Annotated in this window: 16 protein-coding genes, 1 tRNA gene and 1 riboswitch; of the genes, 7 read left to right on the forward strand and 10 right to left on the reverse strand. The window is 71.6% G+C overall.

Annotated elements, in window-relative coordinates:
• Positions 1 to 47 precede the first annotated feature (47 nt).
• A riboswitch (cobalamin riboswitch) is annotated at positions 48 to 245 on the reverse strand.
• 672 nt (positions 246 to 917) lie between these two features.
• The 8 genes from A3862_RS11220 to A3862_RS11255 all read right to left on the reverse strand — a co-directional run bounded on the left by A3862_RS11220 (position 918) and on the right by A3862_RS11255 (position 6,647).
• Positions 918 to 1,355 carry a hypothetical protein gene (locus tag A3862_RS11220; RefSeq protein ID WP_043759406.1) on the reverse strand — a complete coding sequence of 146 codons (438 nt, stop codon included), beginning with the start codon at positions 1,353 to 1,355 and terminating at the stop codon, positions 918 to 920.
• Positions 1,356 to 1,818: 463 nt separating this feature from the next.
• Positions 1,819 to 1,910, reverse strand: a tRNA-Ser gene (locus A3862_RS11225).
• A 12-nt stretch (positions 1,911 to 1,922) separates the two neighbouring features.
• The gene (locus A3862_RS11230) at positions 1,923 to 2,771 is read right to left on the reverse strand and encodes a glycosyltransferase family 2 protein (protein WP_236961952.1); all 849 of its coding nucleotides are present in this window, start codon (positions 2,769 to 2,771) and stop codon (positions 1,923 to 1,925) included.
• On the reverse strand, positions 2,768 to 4,036 hold the full coding sequence (lysA, locus tag A3862_RS11235) for a diaminopimelate decarboxylase (protein WP_043759346.1): 1,269 nt from the start codon (positions 4,034 to 4,036) through the stop codon (positions 2,768 to 2,770). Before lysA ends, A3862_RS11230 begins: the two co-directional genes overlap by 4 nt.
• 165 nt (positions 4,037 to 4,201) lie before the next feature.
• On the reverse strand, positions 4,202 to 4,546 hold the full coding sequence (gene lptM / locus A3862_RS11240) for an LPS translocon maturation chaperone LptM (protein WP_043759345.1): 345 nt from the start codon (positions 4,544 to 4,546) through the stop codon (positions 4,202 to 4,204).
• A 169-nt stretch (positions 4,547 to 4,715) separates the two neighbouring features.
• Positions 4,716 to 5,018 (reverse strand): hypothetical protein, encoded by a 303-nt coding sequence (locus A3862_RS11245; RefSeq protein ID WP_043352393.1) that lies wholly within the window; start codon positions 5,016 to 5,018, stop codon positions 4,716 to 4,718.
• 144 nt (positions 5,019 to 5,162) lie between these two features.
• A complete protein-coding gene (locus tag A3862_RS11250) occupies positions 5,163 to 5,903 on the reverse strand; it encodes a hypothetical protein (protein WP_043759344.1) in 741 nt (246 codons plus the stop codon).
• A gap of 111 nt (positions 5,904 to 6,014) precedes the next feature.
• Positions 6,015 to 6,647 carry a DUF1134 domain-containing protein gene (locus tag A3862_RS11255; protein ID WP_043386928.1) on the reverse strand — a complete coding sequence of 211 codons (633 nt, stop codon included), beginning with the start codon at positions 6,645 to 6,647 and terminating at the stop codon, positions 6,015 to 6,017.
• 183 nt (positions 6,648 to 6,830) lie between these two features.
• Here A3862_RS11255 and A3862_RS11260 point away from each other — a divergent pair, with 183 nt between their 5' ends.
• The gene (locus tag A3862_RS11260) at positions 6,831 to 7,376 is read left to right on the forward strand and encodes a YHS domain-containing (seleno)protein (RefSeq protein ID WP_043759343.1); all 546 of its coding nucleotides are present in this window, start codon (positions 6,831 to 6,833) and stop codon (positions 7,374 to 7,376) included.
• On the opposite strand, the gene A3862_RS11265 is transcribed toward A3862_RS11260, so the two are convergent.
• Together A3862_RS11265 and A3862_RS11270 are read right to left on the reverse strand one after the other, a co-directional pair.
• Positions 7,357 to 8,220 (reverse strand): 3'(2'),5'-bisphosphate nucleotidase CysQ family protein, encoded by an 864-nt coding sequence (locus A3862_RS11265; protein WP_043759342.1) that lies wholly within the window; start codon positions 8,218 to 8,220, stop codon positions 7,357 to 7,359. The genes A3862_RS11260 and A3862_RS11265 overlap by 20 nt on opposite strands.
• Positions 8,221 to 8,317: 97 nt before the next feature.
• Complete coding sequence (locus A3862_RS11270; protein WP_043759341.1) at positions 8,318 to 11,299, reverse strand: bifunctional [glutamine synthetase] adenylyltransferase/[glutamine synthetase]-adenylyl-L-tyrosine phosphorylase; 2,982 nt, start codon at positions 11,297 to 11,299, stop codon at positions 8,318 to 8,320.
• 375 nt (positions 11,300 to 11,674) lie between these two features.
• Between A3862_RS11270 and chpT the strand changes: the two genes are divergently transcribed.
• The 6 genes from chpT (at position 11,675) to A3862_RS11300 (ending at position 18,355) form a co-directional block, all read left to right on the forward strand.
• Positions 11,675 to 12,397, forward strand: coding sequence for a histidine phosphotransferase ChpT (chpT, locus tag A3862_RS11275; protein WP_043352403.1), 723 nt, complete (start codon positions 11,675 to 11,677; stop codon positions 12,395 to 12,397).
• A 103-nt stretch (positions 12,398 to 12,500) separates the two neighbouring features.
• On the forward strand, positions 12,501 to 15,230 hold the full coding sequence (locus tag A3862_RS11280) for a hybrid sensor histidine kinase/response regulator (RefSeq protein ID WP_043352405.1): 2,730 nt from the start codon (positions 12,501 to 12,503) through the stop codon (positions 15,228 to 15,230).
• Between the two features lie 64 nt (positions 15,231 to 15,294).
• Entirely contained in the window at positions 15,295 to 15,813 is a 519-nt protein-coding gene (locus A3862_RS11285) for a chemotaxis protein CheW (protein WP_043386919.1), read from the forward strand.
• An 11-nt stretch (positions 15,814 to 15,824) separates the two neighbouring features.
• A complete protein-coding gene (locus tag A3862_RS11290; RefSeq protein ID WP_043352407.1) occupies positions 15,825 to 16,217 on the forward strand; it encodes a response regulator in 393 nt (130 codons plus the stop codon).
• A 57-nt stretch (positions 16,218 to 16,274) separates the two neighbouring features.
• The gene (gene cheB / locus A3862_RS11295) at positions 16,275 to 17,495 is read left to right on the forward strand and encodes a chemotaxis-specific protein-glutamate methyltransferase CheB (RefSeq protein WP_043386917.1); all 1,221 of its coding nucleotides are present in this window, start codon (positions 16,275 to 16,277) and stop codon (positions 17,493 to 17,495) included.
• Positions 17,492 to 18,355 carry a CheR family methyltransferase gene (locus A3862_RS11300; protein ID WP_043386914.1) on the forward strand — a complete coding sequence of 288 codons (864 nt, stop codon included), beginning with the start codon at positions 17,492 to 17,494 and terminating at the stop codon, positions 18,353 to 18,355. Before cheB ends, A3862_RS11300 begins: the two co-directional genes overlap by 4 nt.
• The last annotated feature ends 137 nt before the right edge of the window (positions 18,356 to 18,492 follow it).

Genomic DNA, 18,492 nt, shown 5'->3' on the forward strand with positions numbered 1-18,492 from the left:
CCCGGCGCTTCGACACCCGTCAGGACACCCCGCCCGACGCGTTTCGCGTGTGACCACGACTGACGGCAGGTCTCCTGGCTCGCGGGTCACCGCCCTCGCACCGTCTTCCCGGATGAGGCACATCCAGTGACGCGGTGGTGCTGGGCTCGCCGCTTACAGTTGCGGGGGCAGCCGCGGCTTCAGGGCAAGCCCTTTACCGCGTTCCCTTTTGATCCCCGAAGGGAACCGTCGCTGTCACCATCCGTCGCCTTGTCAGGCCACGTCAAGCCATGAGGAAGATCGGCGACCGTGTGTGGCCTCGCTGTGACAATGGGGTCCGTAACCTCGCCGTTATCGAACGGTCGCTTCCGCGCATCGAGCCAATTACCGCGTCACACCCATTGCCGAACTTGACCGGACGCGAAGCGACACGGTTTGGCTATAAGAGGCTTGATCACCTGTGGTTCGATCGCCCGATCTAAAGCCTCGATGGCGGCTCGGAGTTGCTCCGGTCCGAGTCCTGACGCGTATACGGCAAGGCCGAGCGCGGCTTGGCGTGACCCATAAGCTCGGCGATAACGCTGCTGTTTACTGTTGTGGTGTGCTTAGAGGCCCGTTGGAGATAGGTTGCGAAGCATCGTCTGAAGCTATGGACATCGACCTGTTTGCTGGGCCCAAGCACCTTCTGGCAAAAGGTGGCAAATCGCTTCACCACGATCCAGCTTCGCTTCCCGTCCGGCCCCGCGGGCGTGAGACCCGAGCATACCCAGCCGTCTGACGAGCGTGCAACGCGCTGCTGCAAGATCGGCCTAGCTGATCCATGAACTGGTACGACGCGCCGGGCATGCTCCGTTTTCCGTGAGAGATGCGGAACGCTCGCCCCTCTGTGCGCATGTCGGCGGTGCGAAGCTGACAAAGCTCGCTGATGCGGCAGCCGGTCAGTAAGCCGACCCGCATGAGGTCGAACAGCACCGTCCCCTACCGCGCAGGCCCATGATCGCCACAGGATCAGCCGTGAGGAGCGTGACAAGCTCATCAGCGGTGTCGGCGCGCTTCGATGGCTCCTGCCTCGATCTATTCGAGAAGCTACCCTGCCCCTGCCACGGATTGTCGGCGACAAAGCCACGCTTGATGAGCCGCTGCCACATCGAAGAGAGCGCCGCGATCTGTCGATGGACCGTGGCCTGAGACGCCCGACTCCGCAGGAGCACGTCGCTGACGAACTCACCCGCGGTGCGTCGATCCACGCCGCGGACGGCATAGTTTAACGGCTGAGTTTGTGCGAACTCCCGGACGGCAAGGGCATGCTGCATCCGAGATTGCTTGGTCTGGACCCCATCGATCTCCATCAACCAGCGCTCCAGCGTCGTGAGCATTGTGGTCTGGCGCGATGCCCCCCCTGGATGAGCATGATCGCGGCCATCCTTTCGGGTCGTCTTTTGGGGAGAGAATGAGGCGTTGGGTCGGGGCACTCTCGCCCGGTATCGTCGCGGGACCGTCCTGAACCGGTCAGGGCAGCCGCCCGGGCGGGCTGCCAACCGTCCGAAACGGTCTGCGCACCGATCCAGTCCCAGAGCAGCGCCAGCGCGATCCACCGTCGCTGCCGCGCAACAGCCTCGGTGCTCGCGTCGAGACCCCGGACGAGGTGGGTCTGTCCGACCGTGGAGACGAGATGGGATGGCACCCTGAGTCGCACGGACCAGCGCCCACGACGGCATTGCAGGTCGTCGGCGCGCCGCACCTTTGGCCTCATCCCGTACGGCTACGATGACGCTGTGTCACCAAAGCTGGCCGGACGAAGCGAGAAAAGCGCTGCTTTTATAACATCTTAGGGCTAAATGGCGGAGACGGAGGGATTCGAACCCTCGATACCCATTTCTGGGTATGCTCATTTAGCAAACGAGTGCCTTCAGCCGCTCGGCCACGTCTCCGGCGCTCTGGCTCTAGAAGGTCGGATCCGGCGGGTCAACCCGATCCTGGCGGGCGGCGGCCACGCGGCGGCGCTCGACATGCTTCGCGACGCGCAGATGCCGCGAGATCGCGTAGTTCATCGCCGTCAGGAAGCCGTAGGTGCCGCGCACGAAGTGGCGGCGCCCGAGATAGGCCTTCAGGAAGTTGCCCGGCAGTTCCACGAACACCCGCCAGGTCGGGATCACCACGCCCCGCGTCTCCAAGTCCTCCGCCTGCTGGTCGGAGTAGCGATTCAGCTTGTCGAGCTGGTCGCCGAGCGAGCGCACCGAGAAATGATGGATCACGCCCCTGAGCCGCCCCGGCGTGACGCCGGGTTCCAGCGCCACCCGGTCGTGCACCGGCGAGGCGGCGTAACGGCCCCGGTCCTTCCTGTAGAGCCGGACCGGCGTCAGGGTGTAGGCGAGCGGGTGCGGGCGGCCCTCGCCGGGAAAGATCTCCGCGATGCCGATCCGCCACGCCGGCCGGCGCGGCTCGCCCGCGGCCCAGAGGGCCCGGATCTCCTGGACGAGATCCTCCGGCACTACCTCGTCGGCGTCGAGGTTCAGGAGCCAGACATGCCGGCACTGCTCCTCGGCGAACCGCTTCTGCGGGCCGTAGCCCGGCCAGGGATTGTGAATCACCCGCGCGCCGAGCGCGGCCGCCAGCGCCTGCGTGCCGTCGGTGGAGCCCGAATCGACCACCACGAGATCGTCGGTCAGGCCCCGCACCGCCCGGATCGTCGCGCCGATCCGGTCCACCTCGTTGTGGGCGATGATGAAGACCGACAGCGGCAGCCGCCGGTCGGCCGCCGCGACCGACGGGGATGCGGGCGCGCCGCTCACGCCAGCCAGTCCGGCACCCGGTCGAGGGCGATCAGCGCGTCGACGTCGAGGCGCGGTCGCACCACGGCCGCCCGGTCCCCCCGCACCAGAACCTCCGGCACCAGGGGCCGCGTGTTGTAGGTGCAGGACTGCACCGCCCCGTAGGCGCCGGCGCTCATCACGGCGATCAGGTCGCCCGCCGCCACCGCCGGCATGTCGCGGTTGAGAGCGAGATAGTCGCCGCTCTCGCAGACCGGGCCCACCACGTCGGCGACGAGGCGCGGCGTCCCGGAACTTGGCTCGAGGACCGGCCGCAGGGCGTGATAGGCCTCGTACAGGGTCGGGCGGATCAGGTCGTTCATCGCCGCGTCGACGATCACGAAGGTGCGCCCCTCGCTGTGCTTCACGTAGAGCACCCGCATCACCAGGATCCCGGCATTGCCGACGATCATCCGGCCGATCTCGAAGACCGGCCGCAGGCCGAGCGGGGCGAAATGCGGCCGCAGGGTCGCCGCCAGGGCGGCCGGATCCGGCGGCGGCGCGTTGTCATCGCGATAGGGGATCCCGAGACCGCCGCCGAAATCGATGTGGCGCAGGGGATGGCCGGCCGCCATGAGCGTCCGGGCGAGGTCCGCCAGCAGCCGGGCCGCGTCGGCGAAGGGCGCCAGATCGGTGATCTGGCTGCCGATATGCATGTCGACGCCGTGCACCGCGATCCCCGGCAGGGCGGCGGCAGTGGCGTAGACCGCCGGCGCCCGGGTGATCGGGATGCCGAACTTGTTCTCGTACTTGCCGGTGGAGATCTTGGCGTGCGTGCCGGCATCCACGTCGGGGTTCACCCGGATCGAGACCGGGGCCTTGAGGCCGAGGCCCACGGCCACGTCGGACAGGACCGCGAGTTCCGGCTCGCTCTCGACATTGAAGCAGAAGATGCCGGCCTTGAGCGCGGCCTCCATCTCGGCGCGGGTCTTGCCGACGCCGGAGAACACGATCTTGCCGGGATCCACCCCAGCCGCCAGCGCCCGCTGCAGCTCGCCCCCCGAGACGATGTCCATCCCGGCGCCCTGGGAAGCGAGGGTGCGCAGGACGGCCTGGTTCGAATTCGCCTTCATGGCGAAGCAGACCAGCGCGTCGTCGGCCGCGAAGGCCTCCGCGAAGACGCGGTAATGCCGCTCGAGGGTGGCGGTGCTGTAGCAGTAGAACGGCGTCCCGACCTCCGCGGCGAGGCCGGTCAGGTCGACCGCCTCGGCGTGCAGGCGGCCGTCGCGATAGTGGAAATGGTGCATCTCGGCCGTGTCTCGTCTGCGCGCCGGAGCGCGGCCTGTTTCCCGTGAAACACCCCGCCGCAGGTCGACGCGGGCGCACGCCGACGACCGGATCCGACCGGGTCACCGGGCGCGGAGCACCACGACGGCCTGCCGGCGGCGTGGCGCCGTGCCGGCCTCAGCCCTCTACAGCAGCGGATCCAGAATGAAAGGCTCCTTCGGCACGCGGTAGCCCCGCCGCGCGCCGCGGCTGGTCTCCACCGGCGCATCGGTGCCGCCCGGCGGCACTGCCGCCACGGAGAGTTCGTCGCCGGCGCGCACCGAGGCCGCATCCGGCTCCGGGGCGCCCCCGCCGAGGCCGACGGAGACCGGCAGCGTCCGCCGCCCGGTCGCCGCGCCCACGCTCGCCGGCGCGGCGGCCGGGGCCGCCGTCTGCGGCGGTTCCAGGGCACCACGCCGCCCGCAGGCGGAGACCGCCAGGGCCACGAGGCCGGACACGGCGAGGAGTTTCAGGGCGGGTTTCGACAACATCGCGCGAGGGTCCGGCGGGCTCGGCACCGGCACGCGAGGGCCGGCGGGAGCGCTACCTTAGCCGTTGCCGAGCCCCGGCGCGAGCGCGCCCCCGCCACAGGCCGGGCTCGGTCCTCGGCCGACGGCCCGCTCGGGGGACTTTCGGCCGAGGATTGTCAGCGGAGAGGCGTCAGCCCCGCCGCTCCTTGCCGCCCTGCGAACCCTGCCGGTTCTTGGCGGGGGCGTTCTGCTGCTGCTCGGCCTCGTAGGCGTCGATCGCCCGGCGGCAGTTCTCGCTCAGCTTCTTCCAGTTCTTCTGGAAGCAGGCGTCGGTGGCCGGATCGTCGGGGGCCAGATTGCCGCAGTAGGTCAGGTAATCGCCGGTGCAGTACTTCTTCAGGGTCTCGTTGCCGCGCTTCGTCTGCTGCGCCGCCGCCGGCAGCGTCAGGACAACGGACGCCGCGACGGCGAGGGCGATCGGCTTCAGGCGCATGGGTATCCGTACCATCTGTCGAAGTTGTGAATGCGTGACGCGTCGACGTTGCGATGATGCCTTTGCGTGGTCGAAACAAGGCAGTCGTCGCAGGTTTTCGGTCCGGTTCTGGTGGTAGAGGCCCCGTTTCGGAGGCGGATCCGCTCAAACCCGTTCGTGCTGCGGCATCGGCGCGGCGGCGCGGGGCATCCGGCCCGGGCCCGTGAGGGCGTCGGCGACCTCGACGATTCGCCGGCGCAAATCGGCGTTCTCCCGCTCGATCCCGGCTTGCCGATCCGGTTGCCGGTCCGGCTGCCGGTCGCCGGAGCGGTCGTTCTGCCGGTCGGCCAGGGTCAGGGCCAGAGCCTCCTCGGCCGCCTTCAGGCTGGCGCGCAGATCGTCGCGCTCGGCCGCCAGCGCGGCGGCGTCCGGTGCCGGGGCCGTGCCCTGCCGGAGCGTCAGGAGGCTGTCGAGCAGGTCGGCATGGGCGTCCTCGAGGGCCTGGAGCGTCGCGAGGCTCGCGGTGCCGTCCTCGCGGGCGATCGCCAGTTCGGCCTCGAGCTCCCGGGTCTTGGCCTGGACCTGGGCGATTTCGGCATCGCGGGCCGCGACATCGCGTGCCAGGGCGGCGACCCGCATCGTCCCGGCTCCGATCGCCGCCATGTCGGCCTGCCGCCGCGCCTCGACCGTCTCGACCCGGCGCTCCAGGCGGCGCTGCTGGACGGCGAACTGCGCGCGCAGGAAGTCGCGCTCCGCCGCGATCTCGGCCGGCGACAGGGGCAGGCGCGCCTCGGCCCGGCGTCGCTCCAGGCGTGCGGCACGCGCATTCAGGGCCGGCAGCAGCAGCAGGCCGCACAGGCTCGCCGCCAGGAAGCCCAGCGCGAAGATCATCACCGTTTCGATCACGAGGGTGCAGTCCGCGCATCCGGCCGGAAAACCCGACCCAAGTCCACTCTAGCCCAGGTTGGCCGCGGGGGTGAAATCCTGCGGCACCGGTCAATCAGAACGGATTCCTGATCAGAACGGGTTCCAAGTCGGCTCACGGGTGAACTTCAAATAACCGACATTGATCCCGAGGCGCGCGCCCACGCCGCTGCGGATCGGCACGACGATGGTCCGGTCGTTGACCACCGCGGTCATCCCGAAGCCGCCCACGAGGTAGGCCGAGCCGTCGACGCCGGCGAAGCGGCGATACAGGTTGCGCACGTTCGGCAGGTTGTAGACCAGCATCATGGTGCGCGCGCCGTCGCCGCCGACGTCGAAGCCGAGGGACGGGCCCTGCCAGTAGATGCGCCGCTGCCCGGCATTGCGGGTGTAGAGGGTGCCCTCGCCGTAGCGGACGCCCGCCACCAGGGCGCCGCCGCCCTCCTGTCCGAGGATATAGCCGTTGGGCTCGCCCCAGCGCCGGCCCGCCTCCTCGACGGTGAGCGCGAGGCCGCGCGACACGGTGCCGAAGAACCGGTGGCCGGATTCCACGATCTCGCCGGGGCGGAAGGTCTCGGGCGTGTCGAGGTCCTCGCCGGCCGCCCGGGCCGGCTCCGCGGCGGCGAGGCCGGCGAGAGAGGCGCCGAAGGGCGCGCCGAGAGCCAGGCCGAGGCCCGCCCGCAGCAGGGTGCGGCGGTCGGTGCCGCGATCGTCTCGTGCCATCATCGTTGTCTCCTCGCCCGGTTCGATTAACGGTTCGTGCGATGGACCTGGGCCGCTCTCGTCCCGCCGGGCCGGCAGCGGCCGCGCCTGCGCCCCGGATCGGCCGGGGCGCCGCCATCCATCCGGGCCGTGCGTCCCGCGAACCCGGGCGGATGAGTCGGACCAGCTTCTGAGGGAATTCGCAAGATGTGGTTAACGCGTCCTGACCCCGCGGCCGCGGCGATCATCCCGGGGGCGGCGCTGACGATCACGCTGGCCCTCGCGCTGACGGCCACGCTGGCCCCTCTGCCGGGGGTCGGCCCCCGCCGCGCCGCGGCCGAAGAGGGCCTGCCGTCCCAGACGCGGATCGCGCTGCTGACGCTCAACGGCTTCGACCCCGTCAGCTACTTCCTGGAGGGCGGGCCGCAGGCCGGGGCGGCCCGGTTCGAACTGTCCTGGGACGGCCGGGTCTGGCGCTTCGCCAGCGGCGCCAACCGCGAGGCCTTCCGGGACGATCCGCCGGTCTACGCCCCGCGCCTCGGGGGCTACGACGCTGCCGGAATCCTCGAGGGCCGGCTGGTGGATGCCGATCCCCTGGTCTTCGCGGTGATCGGCGAGCGCCTCTACCTGTTCCGGAATGCCGAGCGCCGCGCCCGGTTCCTGGCCGAGCCCGACCTGGTCCGGCAGGCGGAGGCGGCGTGGCCGGCCCTGCGTGCCCTGCAGGACGTCCCGCCTATGGATGCGCCGCGCTGAGCGGCACCGTCGGCCTGCTGGTCGGCAGGGCGAGGCGCGGGGCCAGGGCGGGATCGCCCAGGGCCGCGAAGGGCCCGTTGCGATGATCGGGCCCGTGCTGCCCGTAGCGGATCGGGCCACCGCCGGGCACCACCACGCAGCCCCCCGCTGCCGCGACGATGTGATCGCCCGCGGCCGTATCCCATTCCATGGTCGGGCCGCAGCGCACGTAGATGTCCGCCTCGCCGGCGGCGATCAGCCCGAACTTGAGGGCGGATCCGACCTGGCGCGTCTCCAGGACGGGCAGCGCCGCGAGGCAGGCGGCGGTTTCGGGATCGCCGTGCCGCCGGCTGCCCAGGGCGACGAGGCCGGCCTCCGGCGCCGGTCGCGTGTGGACCGGCCGCCCGGCCCCTGGCCGGCCGGCGACCACCGCGCCCTCGACGGTTGCTGCGCCCGCCCACCAGACCCGGCCGAGCCCCGGGGCCGCCAGGGCGGCGGCCACCGGGCGGGCGCCGGACACCAGCGCGATGTTGACCGAGTAGTCCGGCGTCCCGGCGAGGAAGTCGCGGGTGCCGTCCAGGGGATCGACGAGGAAGAAGAGGTCGGCCGGCCGCGTCGCGTCGGTCTGGGCGCGCTCCTCGGCCACGACCGCGATCCCCGGGAAGCGTCCGGCGAGGGCCTCGACGATCAGGTCCTCGGCCTCGGTGTCGGCGGCGCTCGACGGTGAGCCGTCCGGCTTCAGGGCGTGGGGGCAGGGGGCCCGATGGTAGCGGCGCAGGATCTTGCCCGCCGCGCAGGCGATCTCGGCGAGCGCCGCGGCGATCCGCTCACGCTCCGGTTCCGAGATCGTCGTCGCGCTCGTCATGGTCCCTCCGGAGGCGACCCTGAATGCCCGAGCCCGCCGGCAATGTCGACCGTGTCTCCCGGGTGTGCGGCCAGCCTGTCGGGCCGGGACGGCCCCGTCAGCCGTGCTCCGGCGGGACATCCGCGGCGCCCGGCATCCGCAAAGTCCGCCGGATCCGCGCCAGCAGGGCCTGGCTCCGGCGCCGGTGGCGGCGCAGCTCCGCCGCGAGGCTGCGGGCGTCCGGAAGGCCCACGGCCTTGGCGATCTGCCGGGCCGCGGTCTCGGAGGGCTCCGCGGCGGGATCGGTCATCACGAGTCGCTGCCACTGATAGACGGCGTCGAGGAACCCGTAGGTCTCGGCGAGGGCCTCGCCCGTTGCCGCGGGCAGGAGGCCGCGCGCCGCCGCCTCCCGGAACAGCGCCTCCGCGCCGAGGCCGATGCAGCCGGGCCAGTCGCGGGCCCGGCTCAGCACGAGGGCCTGGGCCAGGAAGTCGAGGTCGAACAGCGCGCCCGGTGCGAGCTTCAGGTCGAAGGGGCCGGCATGGCCCCGCTCCCGGGCGACCAGGGCCCGCATCGCGCCCGCCTCGGCGCAGACGGCGGCGGTTTCGCGCGGTTGCCGGAGCACCCGGGCGATCGCGGCCGTGACGTCGGCCGCCAGGGTGGCGTCGCCGGCCACGACCCGGGCGCGGGCGAGCGCCATGTGCTCCCAGAGTTCCGCCTCGCCGCCGTGATAGGCCGCGAAGCCGCTGAGCTGCACGGCGGGCGGGCTGTGGCTGCCGTAGGGCCGCAGCCGCAGGTCGACCGCGTAGAGCCGCCCCCGCCGCGTGGCCGTGGTGAGCGCCGCGAACACGCGTTGCGCCAGCCGGTTGTAGGCCACCACGGCGTCGAGGGGGCGCCGGCCGTCGCTGGTGCGATTCTCCGGGTCGAAATCGTAGAGGAAGACGAGGTCGAGGTCGGATTCCGCGCTGAGCTGCCGGGATCCGAGGCGGCCCAGCGCCAGGATGCAGCAGCGTCCCTTGGGCAGCGTGCCGTGGTCCAGGGCGAACCGGCGCTCCTCCGCCTCCAGGCTCAGCGCCACCGTCGCGTCGGCGATCGCCGCGTAGGCCTCCCCGGCCTGGCGCGGCGTGAGGATGCCCGACAGGAGGCGGGCGCCGGTGACGAAGGTCATCTGCCGCGTGGCGTCCCGGCAGCGGTCGAGGCTCTCCTCGTGGCTCGCCGGCTGTCCCAGGAGCGCCCGGTACTGCGCGCGGACCTGATCGGGATCGGTGGTCGGCGTCACGAAATCTGCGTCGAGCACGGTGTCGAGGACGTGCGGGCTCAGGCCCACCGTGTCGGCGAGGCGGGGTGCCGTCCCCAGGATGTCGGCGAACAGGAGGCGCAGGCGCTCGTGCGAGCGCAGGATGGCGAGGAGTTCCGCCACCGCGGGCATCCGCGCGAAGGCCCGGTCGAGGGCGAGGAGCGCCGCGTCCGGATCGGCGGTTCCGCCGAGCGCCCGCAGCAGCGCCGGGAGCACCTCGGCGAGGATCTCCCGGGCCCGTCCGGTCCGCAGGGCCGGGCGGCGCCCGAGATGCCAGCCCTGCACGGTCTCCCAGGCCAGGGGCGGATCCCGGAACCCGAAGGTGCCGAGCCGCGCCAGGGTCGCGGGCTCCGGCTCGCTCGCGCCGAAGACCAGGGGGGCCCCGTCCCCGCCGGCCTCCGGCCCGGCCTCGAACAGCAGGGCGTAATGCGCCTGGACCCGGCCGGCGTGGTGGAGCAGCGCCGCCTCGAAGGCCGCCAGGTCGGAAAAGCCCGCGAACAGCGCCAGCGCGGTCAGCGCCTCGGTCCCGGTGGGCAGGCGCTGGGTCTGCTCGTCCCGGATCATCTGGATCCGGTGCTCCAGGGTGCGCAGGAACGTGTAGGCCGCACGCAGCTCGTCCCGGGCCTGCCCGTCGATCCAGCCCTGCGCGACGAGTTCGGCCAGCATCGCGACCGTACGCCGCCCCCGCAGGGCGGGCTTGCGGCCGCCGAAGACGAGCTGCTGGGTCTGAACGAAGAACTCGATCTCCCGGATGCCGCCGCGGCCGATCTTGATGTCGTGGCCGCCGACCGCGATGGTCTCGTGTCCGCGGACCATGTGGATCTGCCGCTTTAGAGCGTGGATCTCGGCGATGGCCGGGAAGTCGAAGTGCCGGCGCCAGATGAACGGCGCCAGTTCCGCGAGGAACGCTTCGCCGGCCGGGATGTCGCCGGCGATCGGTCGGGCCTTGATGAAGGCCGCGCGCTCCCAGTTCTGGCCGAGCGTCTGGTAGTAGTCGAAGGCGAAGCCGGTGGAGAGCGCCACCGCGGTGGAGCCCGGGTCCGGCCGCAGCCGGTAGTCGATGCGGTGGACGTAGCCGTCCGCGGTCCGGTCGGCCAGGAGCTTCACCAGCCCCTGCGCCAGCTTGACGAAGAAGGGCTTCGGATCGCCGCCGGTGGCCGCGGCGGCGGAGCCGGCCTCGTAGAAGACGACGAGGTCGATGTCGCTCGAATAGTTCAGCTCGCAGCCGCCGAGCTTGCCCAGGCCGAGGACGATCAGGCCGGACCCGTCCTGCGGCGCCTCCGGATCCGCGGGCCGGAACCGCCCGGCCGCCATCCCCTGCCGGAGCAGCGCCTCGACCGCCCCGCTCACCGAGGCGTCCGCGAAGGCCGACAGGGCCTGGGTCACCGCGTCGAGATCCCAGCAGCCGCCGAGATCGGCCAGCGCGACCAGGAGGGCATGTTCCTCCCGGTTGGCGCGCAGCCGCCGGCCGACCTCGCCGAGGTCGGGGTTCGCCCCGCAGGACGCGCCGACCGCGCGCTGCCGGGCGATGATGTCCCGGCTGGCCGCGTCCGGCGCCTGTTCCAGCAGGGCGACGAGCCGGTCCGGCGACCGGGTGGCCGCCCGCCAGAGGAAGGGCGAGTGGTCCGCGAGGCCGAGGAGCAGGTCCCGGCACGGCGGCGTCAGGAAACCGGCCGGAAGGGCCGGCGCGATCTCGGCGAGCCGGGCCTGCGCGGCGTCCGGATCGGCGAGGCCGAGCCGGGGGCTCAGGCTCGCGCGCAGCGTCGTGGCCGATCCGTTCCGGAGACCGGTCTCGTCTCTCATGCCGCATCCTCCCTGGCGCGACGGGACGGGCATCGTAACCGACCGGGCCGCCCGTGTCCGGCCCCGCACGCAGGGACGCGCGGATCCTGGGCTGGGCGGATCCTGGGCTATGCGGATCCGGAATCGGGGGCCGCCCCGCCCTCCGTCCGATCCGGTAACGCTTTTCAAAGCTGACCGTGGCGTCTATCCGTGCGGACCGGTCGTCGCCCCCGGTCCGACCTGCAGGCCGTGCGGGACCCCCTCGGGCGACTCGATCGCCACAGGGGCGGCCGAGGACTGGGCGCCCGGGAGCCGGGCGGCCGGAACCCGGCAGCCTCGATCGGGGCCCCGACCCGCAGACGTCCGCACCTCAGATCCGCCCGCCCGGAGCGCACCATGTCCTCCCCGACCTCGCCCACCCTGCATCTCGACGGCCTCGACCTCGCCGCCCTGCTCTGCTCCCGCGTCTGCCACGACGTGATCAGCCCCGTCGGCGCGATCGTGAACGGGCTCGAGGTCCTGGAGGACGACCAGGACGAATCGATGCGGACCTTCGCCCTGGAGCTGATCGGCAAGAGCGCCCGGCAGGCCTCGGCGCGGCTGAAATTCGCCCGCATCGCCTTCGGGGCCGCGGGCTCGGCCGGCGCCTCGATCGACCTCGCCGACGCCGAGGGCGTGGCCAAGGGCATGTTCTCCGACGAGAAGACCAAGCTGACCTGGAGCGCCCCCCAGGCCCTCTTCCCGAAGAACAAGGTCAAGCTCCTCCTCAATCTCGTGATGGTCGCCACCTCGGCGATTCCCCGGGGCGGCGTGATCGACGTCGTCGTCTCCGGCGATGCCGAGGCGCCCACGCTGGTGCTCAAGGCCAAGGGCTCGCATGCCCGCATCCCGCCCCACGTGGAGGAGCTGATGGCCGGCCGCCCCGAGAGCGGCACCGTCGACGCGCACGGCATCCTGCCGTTCTACGCGGGCCTCGTGGCGCGGGCCGCCGCCATGGATGTGCGATTCGCCATCGAGGGTGATGAAGTGACTATCACCGCCACGCCCGCCGCGAGCCCCGCAGTGATCGGAGCGCCCGAAGACCCCGACGGCGAGGCTTCGGACACGGCCCTGGCGTGAAATTCTGAAAAACCGAGACGCGGGGCCGGGATGGAAACGCTTCCCTAACCCCGCGCGAGTAAGTAGGTTGCGCGAGACCTTCTCCGCGTAACGAGTAGCGCCTATGGACGACCTGCTTCGCGAGTTTTTGACCGAGAGCGGGGAGCATCTCGACACGGTTGATGCAGAACTTGTTCGATTCGAGCAGGATCCGAACAACGAGACTATTCTGCGAAACATCTTCCGTCTCGTGCACACGATTAAGGGAACCTGCGGATTCCTCGGCCTTCCGCGGCTCGAAGCCCTGGCGCATGCTGCGGAAACCCTGATGGGCCGCTTCCGCGACGGGCTGCCCGCCACGTCGGATTCCGTCACCCTGATCCTGCTGACGCTGGACCGGCTCAAGGCGATCCTGGCCGATCTGGAAGCCACCGGCACCGAGCCCTCGGGCTCGGATGACGACCTCATCTCCGCCCTGGAGCGCATGGCCGAGGGCGCGCCCGAGCCGCAGGCCGTCGCTCCGCCGCCGCCCGAGCCGGTGCTGCCCGATCCGGTGGTCCGCGAGCTGAAGCCCGGCGAGGTCACCCTGGACGAGCTGGAAGCCGCCTTCCTGTCGGCCCCGGGTCCCGACGAATCGGATTTCCTCCCGCCGCCGGCCCCCCTTGCCGCCGCGCCGGCCCCGACGCCCGCGGCCCCCGCGGCGAGCGCGCCGCCGAAGGCCGAGGCCAGGGTCGAGCCGGTCGAGGCCGAGAAGCCCGAGCCGGCCCGCGCCGAGAAGGCCGAGGGCGCCGAGGGTGAGACGACCGCCGCCGCCAAGAATCAGACGATCCGGGTGAACGTCGACACGCTCGAGCACCTGATGACCATGGTCTCGGAGCTGGTGCTGACCCGCAACCAGCTCCTGGAGATCGCCCGCCGCCACGAGGATTCGAGCTACAAGGTCCCGCTGCAGCGCCTGTCGCACGTCACCGCCGAGCTGCAGGAAGGCGTCATGAAGACGCGCATGCAGCCGATCGGCAACGCGTGGCAGAAGCTGCCGCGCGTGGTGCGCGACCTCTCGGCGGAACTCGGCAAGCAGATCGACCTCGTGATGGTCGGCAACGAGACCGAGCTCGACCGGCAGGTCCTTGAGGTCATCAAGGATCCGCTGACCCACATGGTCCGCAACTCGGCCGATCACGGCCTCGAATCGACCGCCGAGCGCGTGGCGGCGGGCAAGCCCGCCCGCGGCACGATCCGGCTCGCCGCCTACCACGAGGGCGGCACGATCACGATCGAGATCGCCGACGACGGCAAGGGCCTGAACCTCGCGGCGATCCGGCAGAAGGCGGTGCAGCGCGGCCTCGCCTCCCAGGCCGATGTCGAGCGGATGACCGACGCCCAGGTCGCCAAGTTCATCTTCCACGCCGGCTTCTCGACGGCGGCGGCGGTGACCTCGGTCTCGGGCCGCGGCGTCGGCATGGACGTGGTCAAGACCAACATCGAGACCATCGGCGGCCTGATCGACATCGCCACGACGGCGGGGCGCGGCACGACCTTCACCATCAAGATCCCGCTGACGCTGGCCATCGTCGCCGCGCTGATCGTGCGGGCCGGCGAGCACCGCTTCGCCCTGCCGCAGGTGGCGGTGCTGGAGCTGGTGCGGGTCGATGCCGGGGCGCAGCGGGTCGAGCACATCAACGGCGCGCCGGTGCTGCGCCTGCGCGAGCGGCTCCTGCCGATCGTCTCGCTCACCGGCCTGCTCGGCCAGTCGAGCCCGGGCGGGGAGGCGGAGCAGGCCGGCTTCGTGGTGGTCGCCCAGGTCGGGCGCGAGCGCTTCGGCATCCTCGTCGACGAGGTCTTCCACACGGAGGAGATCGTCGTGAAGCCGATGTCGGTGAAGCTGCGGCACATCCCGATGTTTGCCGGCAACACGATCCTCGGCGACGGCGCCGTGGTGCTGATCGTCGATCCCAACGGCGTGGCCCGCCAGGTGGCGCAGGGCGTCCAGGGCAGCGGCGGCCACATCGACGCCGACGCCGACGAGGCGGTGGAGATGGCCGACACCAAGACCACGCTCCTGGTGTTCAAGGGCGGCCAGGGCAGCTTCAAGGCGGTGCCGCTGTCGCTGGTCACCCGCCTCGAGGAGATCGAGTGCGCCAAGGTCGAGTGGCTCGGCGGCCGCGCGCTGATCCAGTATCGCGGGCGCCTGATGCCCCTGGTCCCGGCCGACGCGGCGATCACCATCAAGTCGGAGGGGACGCAGGCCCTGGTGGTGTTCTCCGACGGCGAGCGCGCCATGGGCCTCGTGGTCGACGAGATCGTCGACATCGTCGAGGAGCGCCTCGACATCGAGATCGCGGCCGACCGGTCGGACCTGATCGGCTCGGCGGTGCTGCGGGGCCGGGCGACCGACATCATCAACATCGCCCACTTCCTGCCGCTGGCCTACGACGACTGGGCGCGCGGCCTGAAGCGGCCCGAGCAGATCTCCACGATCCTGCTGGTCGACGACTCGGCCTTCTTCCGCGACATGCTGAGCCCGGTGCTGAAGGCGGCGGGCTACCAGGTGGTCACCGCGGCGAGCGCGGACGCGGCGCTGGCGGCCCTCCAGGCCGATCCGCAGATCGAGGTCGTGGTCACCGATCTGGAGATGCCGGGCCGCAGCGGCTTCGACCTCGTCGCCGCCATGCGCCGGGCCGAGCCGCGCCTCGCCGGGCTCCCGGTGATCGGCCTCAGCGGCGCGATCGGCGCCGATGCGGTTGAGCGCGCCCGGGCCCTGGCGATCAGCGACCTCGTGGCGAAGTTCGACCGCAGCGGCCTGATCTCGGCGCTGGCCGAGATCGGCGCCGCCACGGTGTCGAAAGCCGCCTGAGCCTGCACGCCGCCCGCCCCAAAACGATCGAGACGATCGAGACGATCGAATCCGGAGAGTTCCGATGCAGGCTGCCAACGCCAACACCAGCGGCGCCACCACCAACGGCGTCGAGACCGGCGCCACCGACGACTTCGTCACGGTCTATGTCGGCGAGACGCTGTTCGGCCTGGCGATCGAGCGGGTGCACGACGTCTTCGTCCCCTCGGGCGTGACGCCGGTTCCCCTGGCGCCGGCCGAGATCGTCGGCCTCTTGAACCTGCGCGGCCGCGTGGTGACGGCCATGAGCCTGCGCCGGCGGCTGGGCCTGCCCGACGCGGAGGCCCAGGCGGACGGCACCAAGGCCAGCCCGAAGATGGCGATCGGCCTGGAGCAGGCCGGCGAGACCTTCGCGCTGGTGGTCGACGGCGTCGGCGAGGTGCTGAAGCTCGGGGCCGACAGCCGCGAGGCGGTGCCGATCAACCTGGATCCGCGCTTCCGCGATCTCGCCACCTGCGTCCATCGCCTCGACGGGCGGCTCCTGGTGATCCTCGACGTGGACGCGCTCCTCGGCTTCACGCCCGCCGGCGCCAAGGCGGCTTGAGGGAGAGGTCGATGAAGGCGCCCCACGAGACCACCTGCCTGGTGGTGGACGATTCCGCGGTGATCCGGAAGGTCGCCCGGCGGATCATCGAGGATCTCGGCATGAACGTCAGCGAGGCCGAGGATGGCAGCGCCGCCCTGGAAGCCTGTGCCGCCAGCATGCCGGACGCGATCCTGCTCGACTGGAACATGCCGAACATGGACGGCTACGCCTTCCTCCAGGCCCTGCGCCAGAGCGAGGGCGGGGGCGTGCCGAAGGTCCTGTTCTGCACCACCGAGAACGATGTCGGGGCGATCGCCCGCGCCCTCCGGGCGGGGGCCGACGAATACATCATGAAGCCCTTCGACCGCGACATCCTGACGGCCAAGCTCGAACAGGTCGGTCTCGTCGCCGACGCGGCCTGACCGCACGATTCGGCTCCGACGCCCCTGCACCCGCGACCTGTACCCGAGGCAAGCATCATGGCCCTGAGTCCCGCGGTTGCTCCGCTCCGTACACCCACCACCCCGAGCACGACCGCATCCGCCACCACGATCCGGGTTCTGGTGGCCGATGATTCCGCCGTGGTGCGCGGCCTCGTGGCCCGCTGGATCGGCGAGGCCGGATTCGAGCTCGTCGGCACGGCCTCGAACGGCAGGATCGCCCTCGAGCTGATGGCCAAGCACGACCCGGACGTGGTCCTGCTCGACATCGAGATGCCGGAACTCGACGGCACGACCGCGCTGCCGCGCATGCTGGCCATGAGCCCGAGCGTGCAGGTCGTGATGATGTCGACGCTGACCACGCGCAACGCCGACATCTCGTTGAAATGCCTCGCCCTCGGGGCGGTGGACTACATCGCCAAGCCCGAGAGCAGCCGTGGCGTCACCACCTCGGACACGTTCCGGGTCGAGCTGATCGAGCGCGTCCGCGTGTTCGGCTCCGCCCGCGCGCGGAGCCGGCGCCCCGCCTTCGGCCATGTGCCGGCCACCCCGCACGCCCCCGCCGGGCCTGCGGTCGGGCACCACGCACCCGCGGTCGTGGCGCATCCGGCGCCGGCCGCCGCGCGCCCCGCGACCCCCTTCACGCTGCGGCCGAAGGTCCGCAACCGGACCCAGCCCCGGGCCCTGCTGATCGGCTCCTCCACGGGCGGCCCGCGGGCGGTGGGCGAGATGCTGGAGGGAATCGGCTCGGCCGCCCTGCGCCGTCTGCCGGTCCTGATCGTCCAGCACATGCCGCCGATCTTCACCGCGGTCTTCGCCGAACACCTCGCCACCCGTACCGGGCTGCCCGCAGCCGAGGGCAAGGCCGACGAGCGGGTCGAACCGGGCCGCATCTACGTGGCCCCGGGCGGCCGCCACATGGGACTGGCCGCGGCGGCCGGCGGCCCGATCATCAAGCTCACCGACGGCCCGCCGGTGAACTTCTGCCGCCCCGCGGTCGACGTCCTGTTCAAGGACGCGGCCGTCGTGTTCGGCGCCGCCACCGCGACCGTGATCCTCACCGGCATGGGCTCGGACGGCACCAACGGCGCCCGGGCCCTCACCGAGGCCGGCGGCCCGGTTCTGGCCCAGGACGAGGCCACCAGCACGGTCTGGGGCATGCCGGGCAGCGTCGCGCGGGCCGGGCTCGCCGAGGCCGTGCTGCCCTTGCCCGAACTCGCGACGGCGCTCCGCGCCATGATCACGGGGCAGCCGGCATGACCGAACTCGAGTTCGAATTCCTGCGCAGCTTCCTGAAGCAGCGCTCCGGCCTCGCGCTGACGCCGGAGAAGCGTTACCTCGTGGAGAGTCGGCTGACCCCGGTCTGCCGCCGCTTCGGGCTTGCGAGCCTGGGCGACCTGATCGGCGCCCTCAAGCTCGCCCAGAACGGAACGATCGAGCGGGCCGTGGTCGAGGCCATGACCACGAACGAGACCTTCTTCTTCCGCGACCGGATCCCCTTCGACCTGTTCCGCGACACGCTCCTGCCGGACGTGCTGGCGCGCAATGCCAGCCGCCGCCGGCTGCGGATCTGGTGCGCGGCGGCCTCCACCGGGCAGGAGCCCTACTCGCTGGCCATGCTGCTCCAGGAGGCGGCGCCGCGGCTCGCCGGCTGGCAAGTCGAGATCGTCGCCACCGACCTGTCCACCGAGGTGATCGAGAAGGCCAAGCTCGGGCTCTACAGCCATTTCGAGGTTCAGCGCGGCCTGCCGGTGCAGTGGCTGATCAAGTACTTCACCCAGGTCGGCGAGCAGTGGCAGATCGCCCAGAGCCTGCGCAGCATGGTGGATTACCGCCAGCTCAACCTGCTGCACAGCTTCGCCTCGCTGGGCCAGTTCGACGTGATCTACTGCCGCAACGTGCTGATCTACTTCGACGCGCCGACGAAGTCGGACGTGCTGGCGCGGCTCGCCGCGCAGCTCGCACCGGAGGGCGCGCTCCTGCTGGGGGCCGCCGAGACGGTGATCGGCCTCACCGACCGGCTGTCGCCCAACCCGAAGCACCGCGGCCTCTACGGCCATTCCGAGGCCGCGGCGCGCCCGGCCGAGGCGCCGCCGCTGCGCATGGCCGCGAGCCTCTGAATCCAGCGATCGGGGTTCCCGGTCGCGCCCCGGCTCCGGGCCGTCCCTGCACCCGGCACCGCGACGGGGATCCAGGCGGTTCCGGAAACGCGGCCTTAAGACTCGCGTGGGTAATTTGCACACGGACCCGCCGCCGG

It is taken from the genome of Methylobacterium sp. XJLW, from assembly GCF_003254375.1.
GTDB lineage: Bacteria > Pseudomonadota > Alphaproteobacteria > Rhizobiales > Beijerinckiaceae > Methylobacterium > Methylobacterium fujisawaense.

Bases quoted from the DNA above. Each gene is read 5' to 3' on its own strand.
- A3862_RS11220 (WP_043759406.1), bottom strand. From the start codon at position 1,355: ATGCTCACGACGCTGGAGCGCTGGTTGATGGAGATCGATGGGGTCCAG.
- lysA (WP_043759346.1), bottom strand. From the start codon at position 4,036: ATGCACCATTTCCACTATCGCGACGGCCGCCTGCACGCCGAGGCGGTC.
- lptM (WP_043759345.1), bottom strand. From the start codon at position 4,546: ATGTTGTCGAAACCCGCCCTGAAACTCCTCGCCGTGTCCGGCCTCGTG.
- A3862_RS11245 (WP_043352393.1), bottom strand. From the start codon at position 5,018: ATGCGCCTGAAGCCGATCGCCCTCGCCGTCGCGGCGTCCGTTGTCCTG.
- A3862_RS11255 (WP_043386928.1), bottom strand. From the start codon at position 6,647: ATGATGGCACGAGACGATCGCGGCACCGACCGCCGCACCCTGCTGCGG.
- A3862_RS11260 (WP_043759343.1), top strand. From the start codon at position 6,831: ATGTGGTTAACGCGTCCTGACCCCGCGGCCGCGGCGATCATCCCGGGG.
- A3862_RS11265 (WP_043759342.1), bottom strand. From the start codon at position 8,220: ATGACGAGCGCGACGACGATCTCGGAACCGGAGCGTGAGCGGATCGCC.
- A3862_RS11270 (WP_043759341.1), bottom strand. From the start codon at position 11,299: ATGAGAGACGAGACCGGTCTCCGGAACGGATCGGCCACGACGCTGCGC.
- chpT (WP_043352403.1), top strand. From the start codon at position 11,675: ATGTCCTCCCCGACCTCGCCCACCCTGCATCTCGACGGCCTCGACCTC.
- A3862_RS11280 (WP_043352405.1), top strand. From the start codon at position 12,501: ATGGACGACCTGCTTCGCGAGTTTTTGACCGAGAGCGGGGAGCATCTC.
- A3862_RS11285 (WP_043386919.1), top strand. From the start codon at position 15,295: ATGCAGGCTGCCAACGCCAACACCAGCGGCGCCACCACCAACGGCGTC.
- A3862_RS11290 (WP_043352407.1), top strand. From the start codon at position 15,825: ATGAAGGCGCCCCACGAGACCACCTGCCTGGTGGTGGACGATTCCGCG.
- cheB (WP_043386917.1), top strand. From the start codon at position 16,275: ATGGCCCTGAGTCCCGCGGTTGCTCCGCTCCGTACACCCACCACCCCG.
- A3862_RS11300 (WP_043386914.1), top strand. From the start codon at position 17,492: ATGACCGAACTCGAGTTCGAATTCCTGCGCAGCTTCCTGAAGCAGCGC.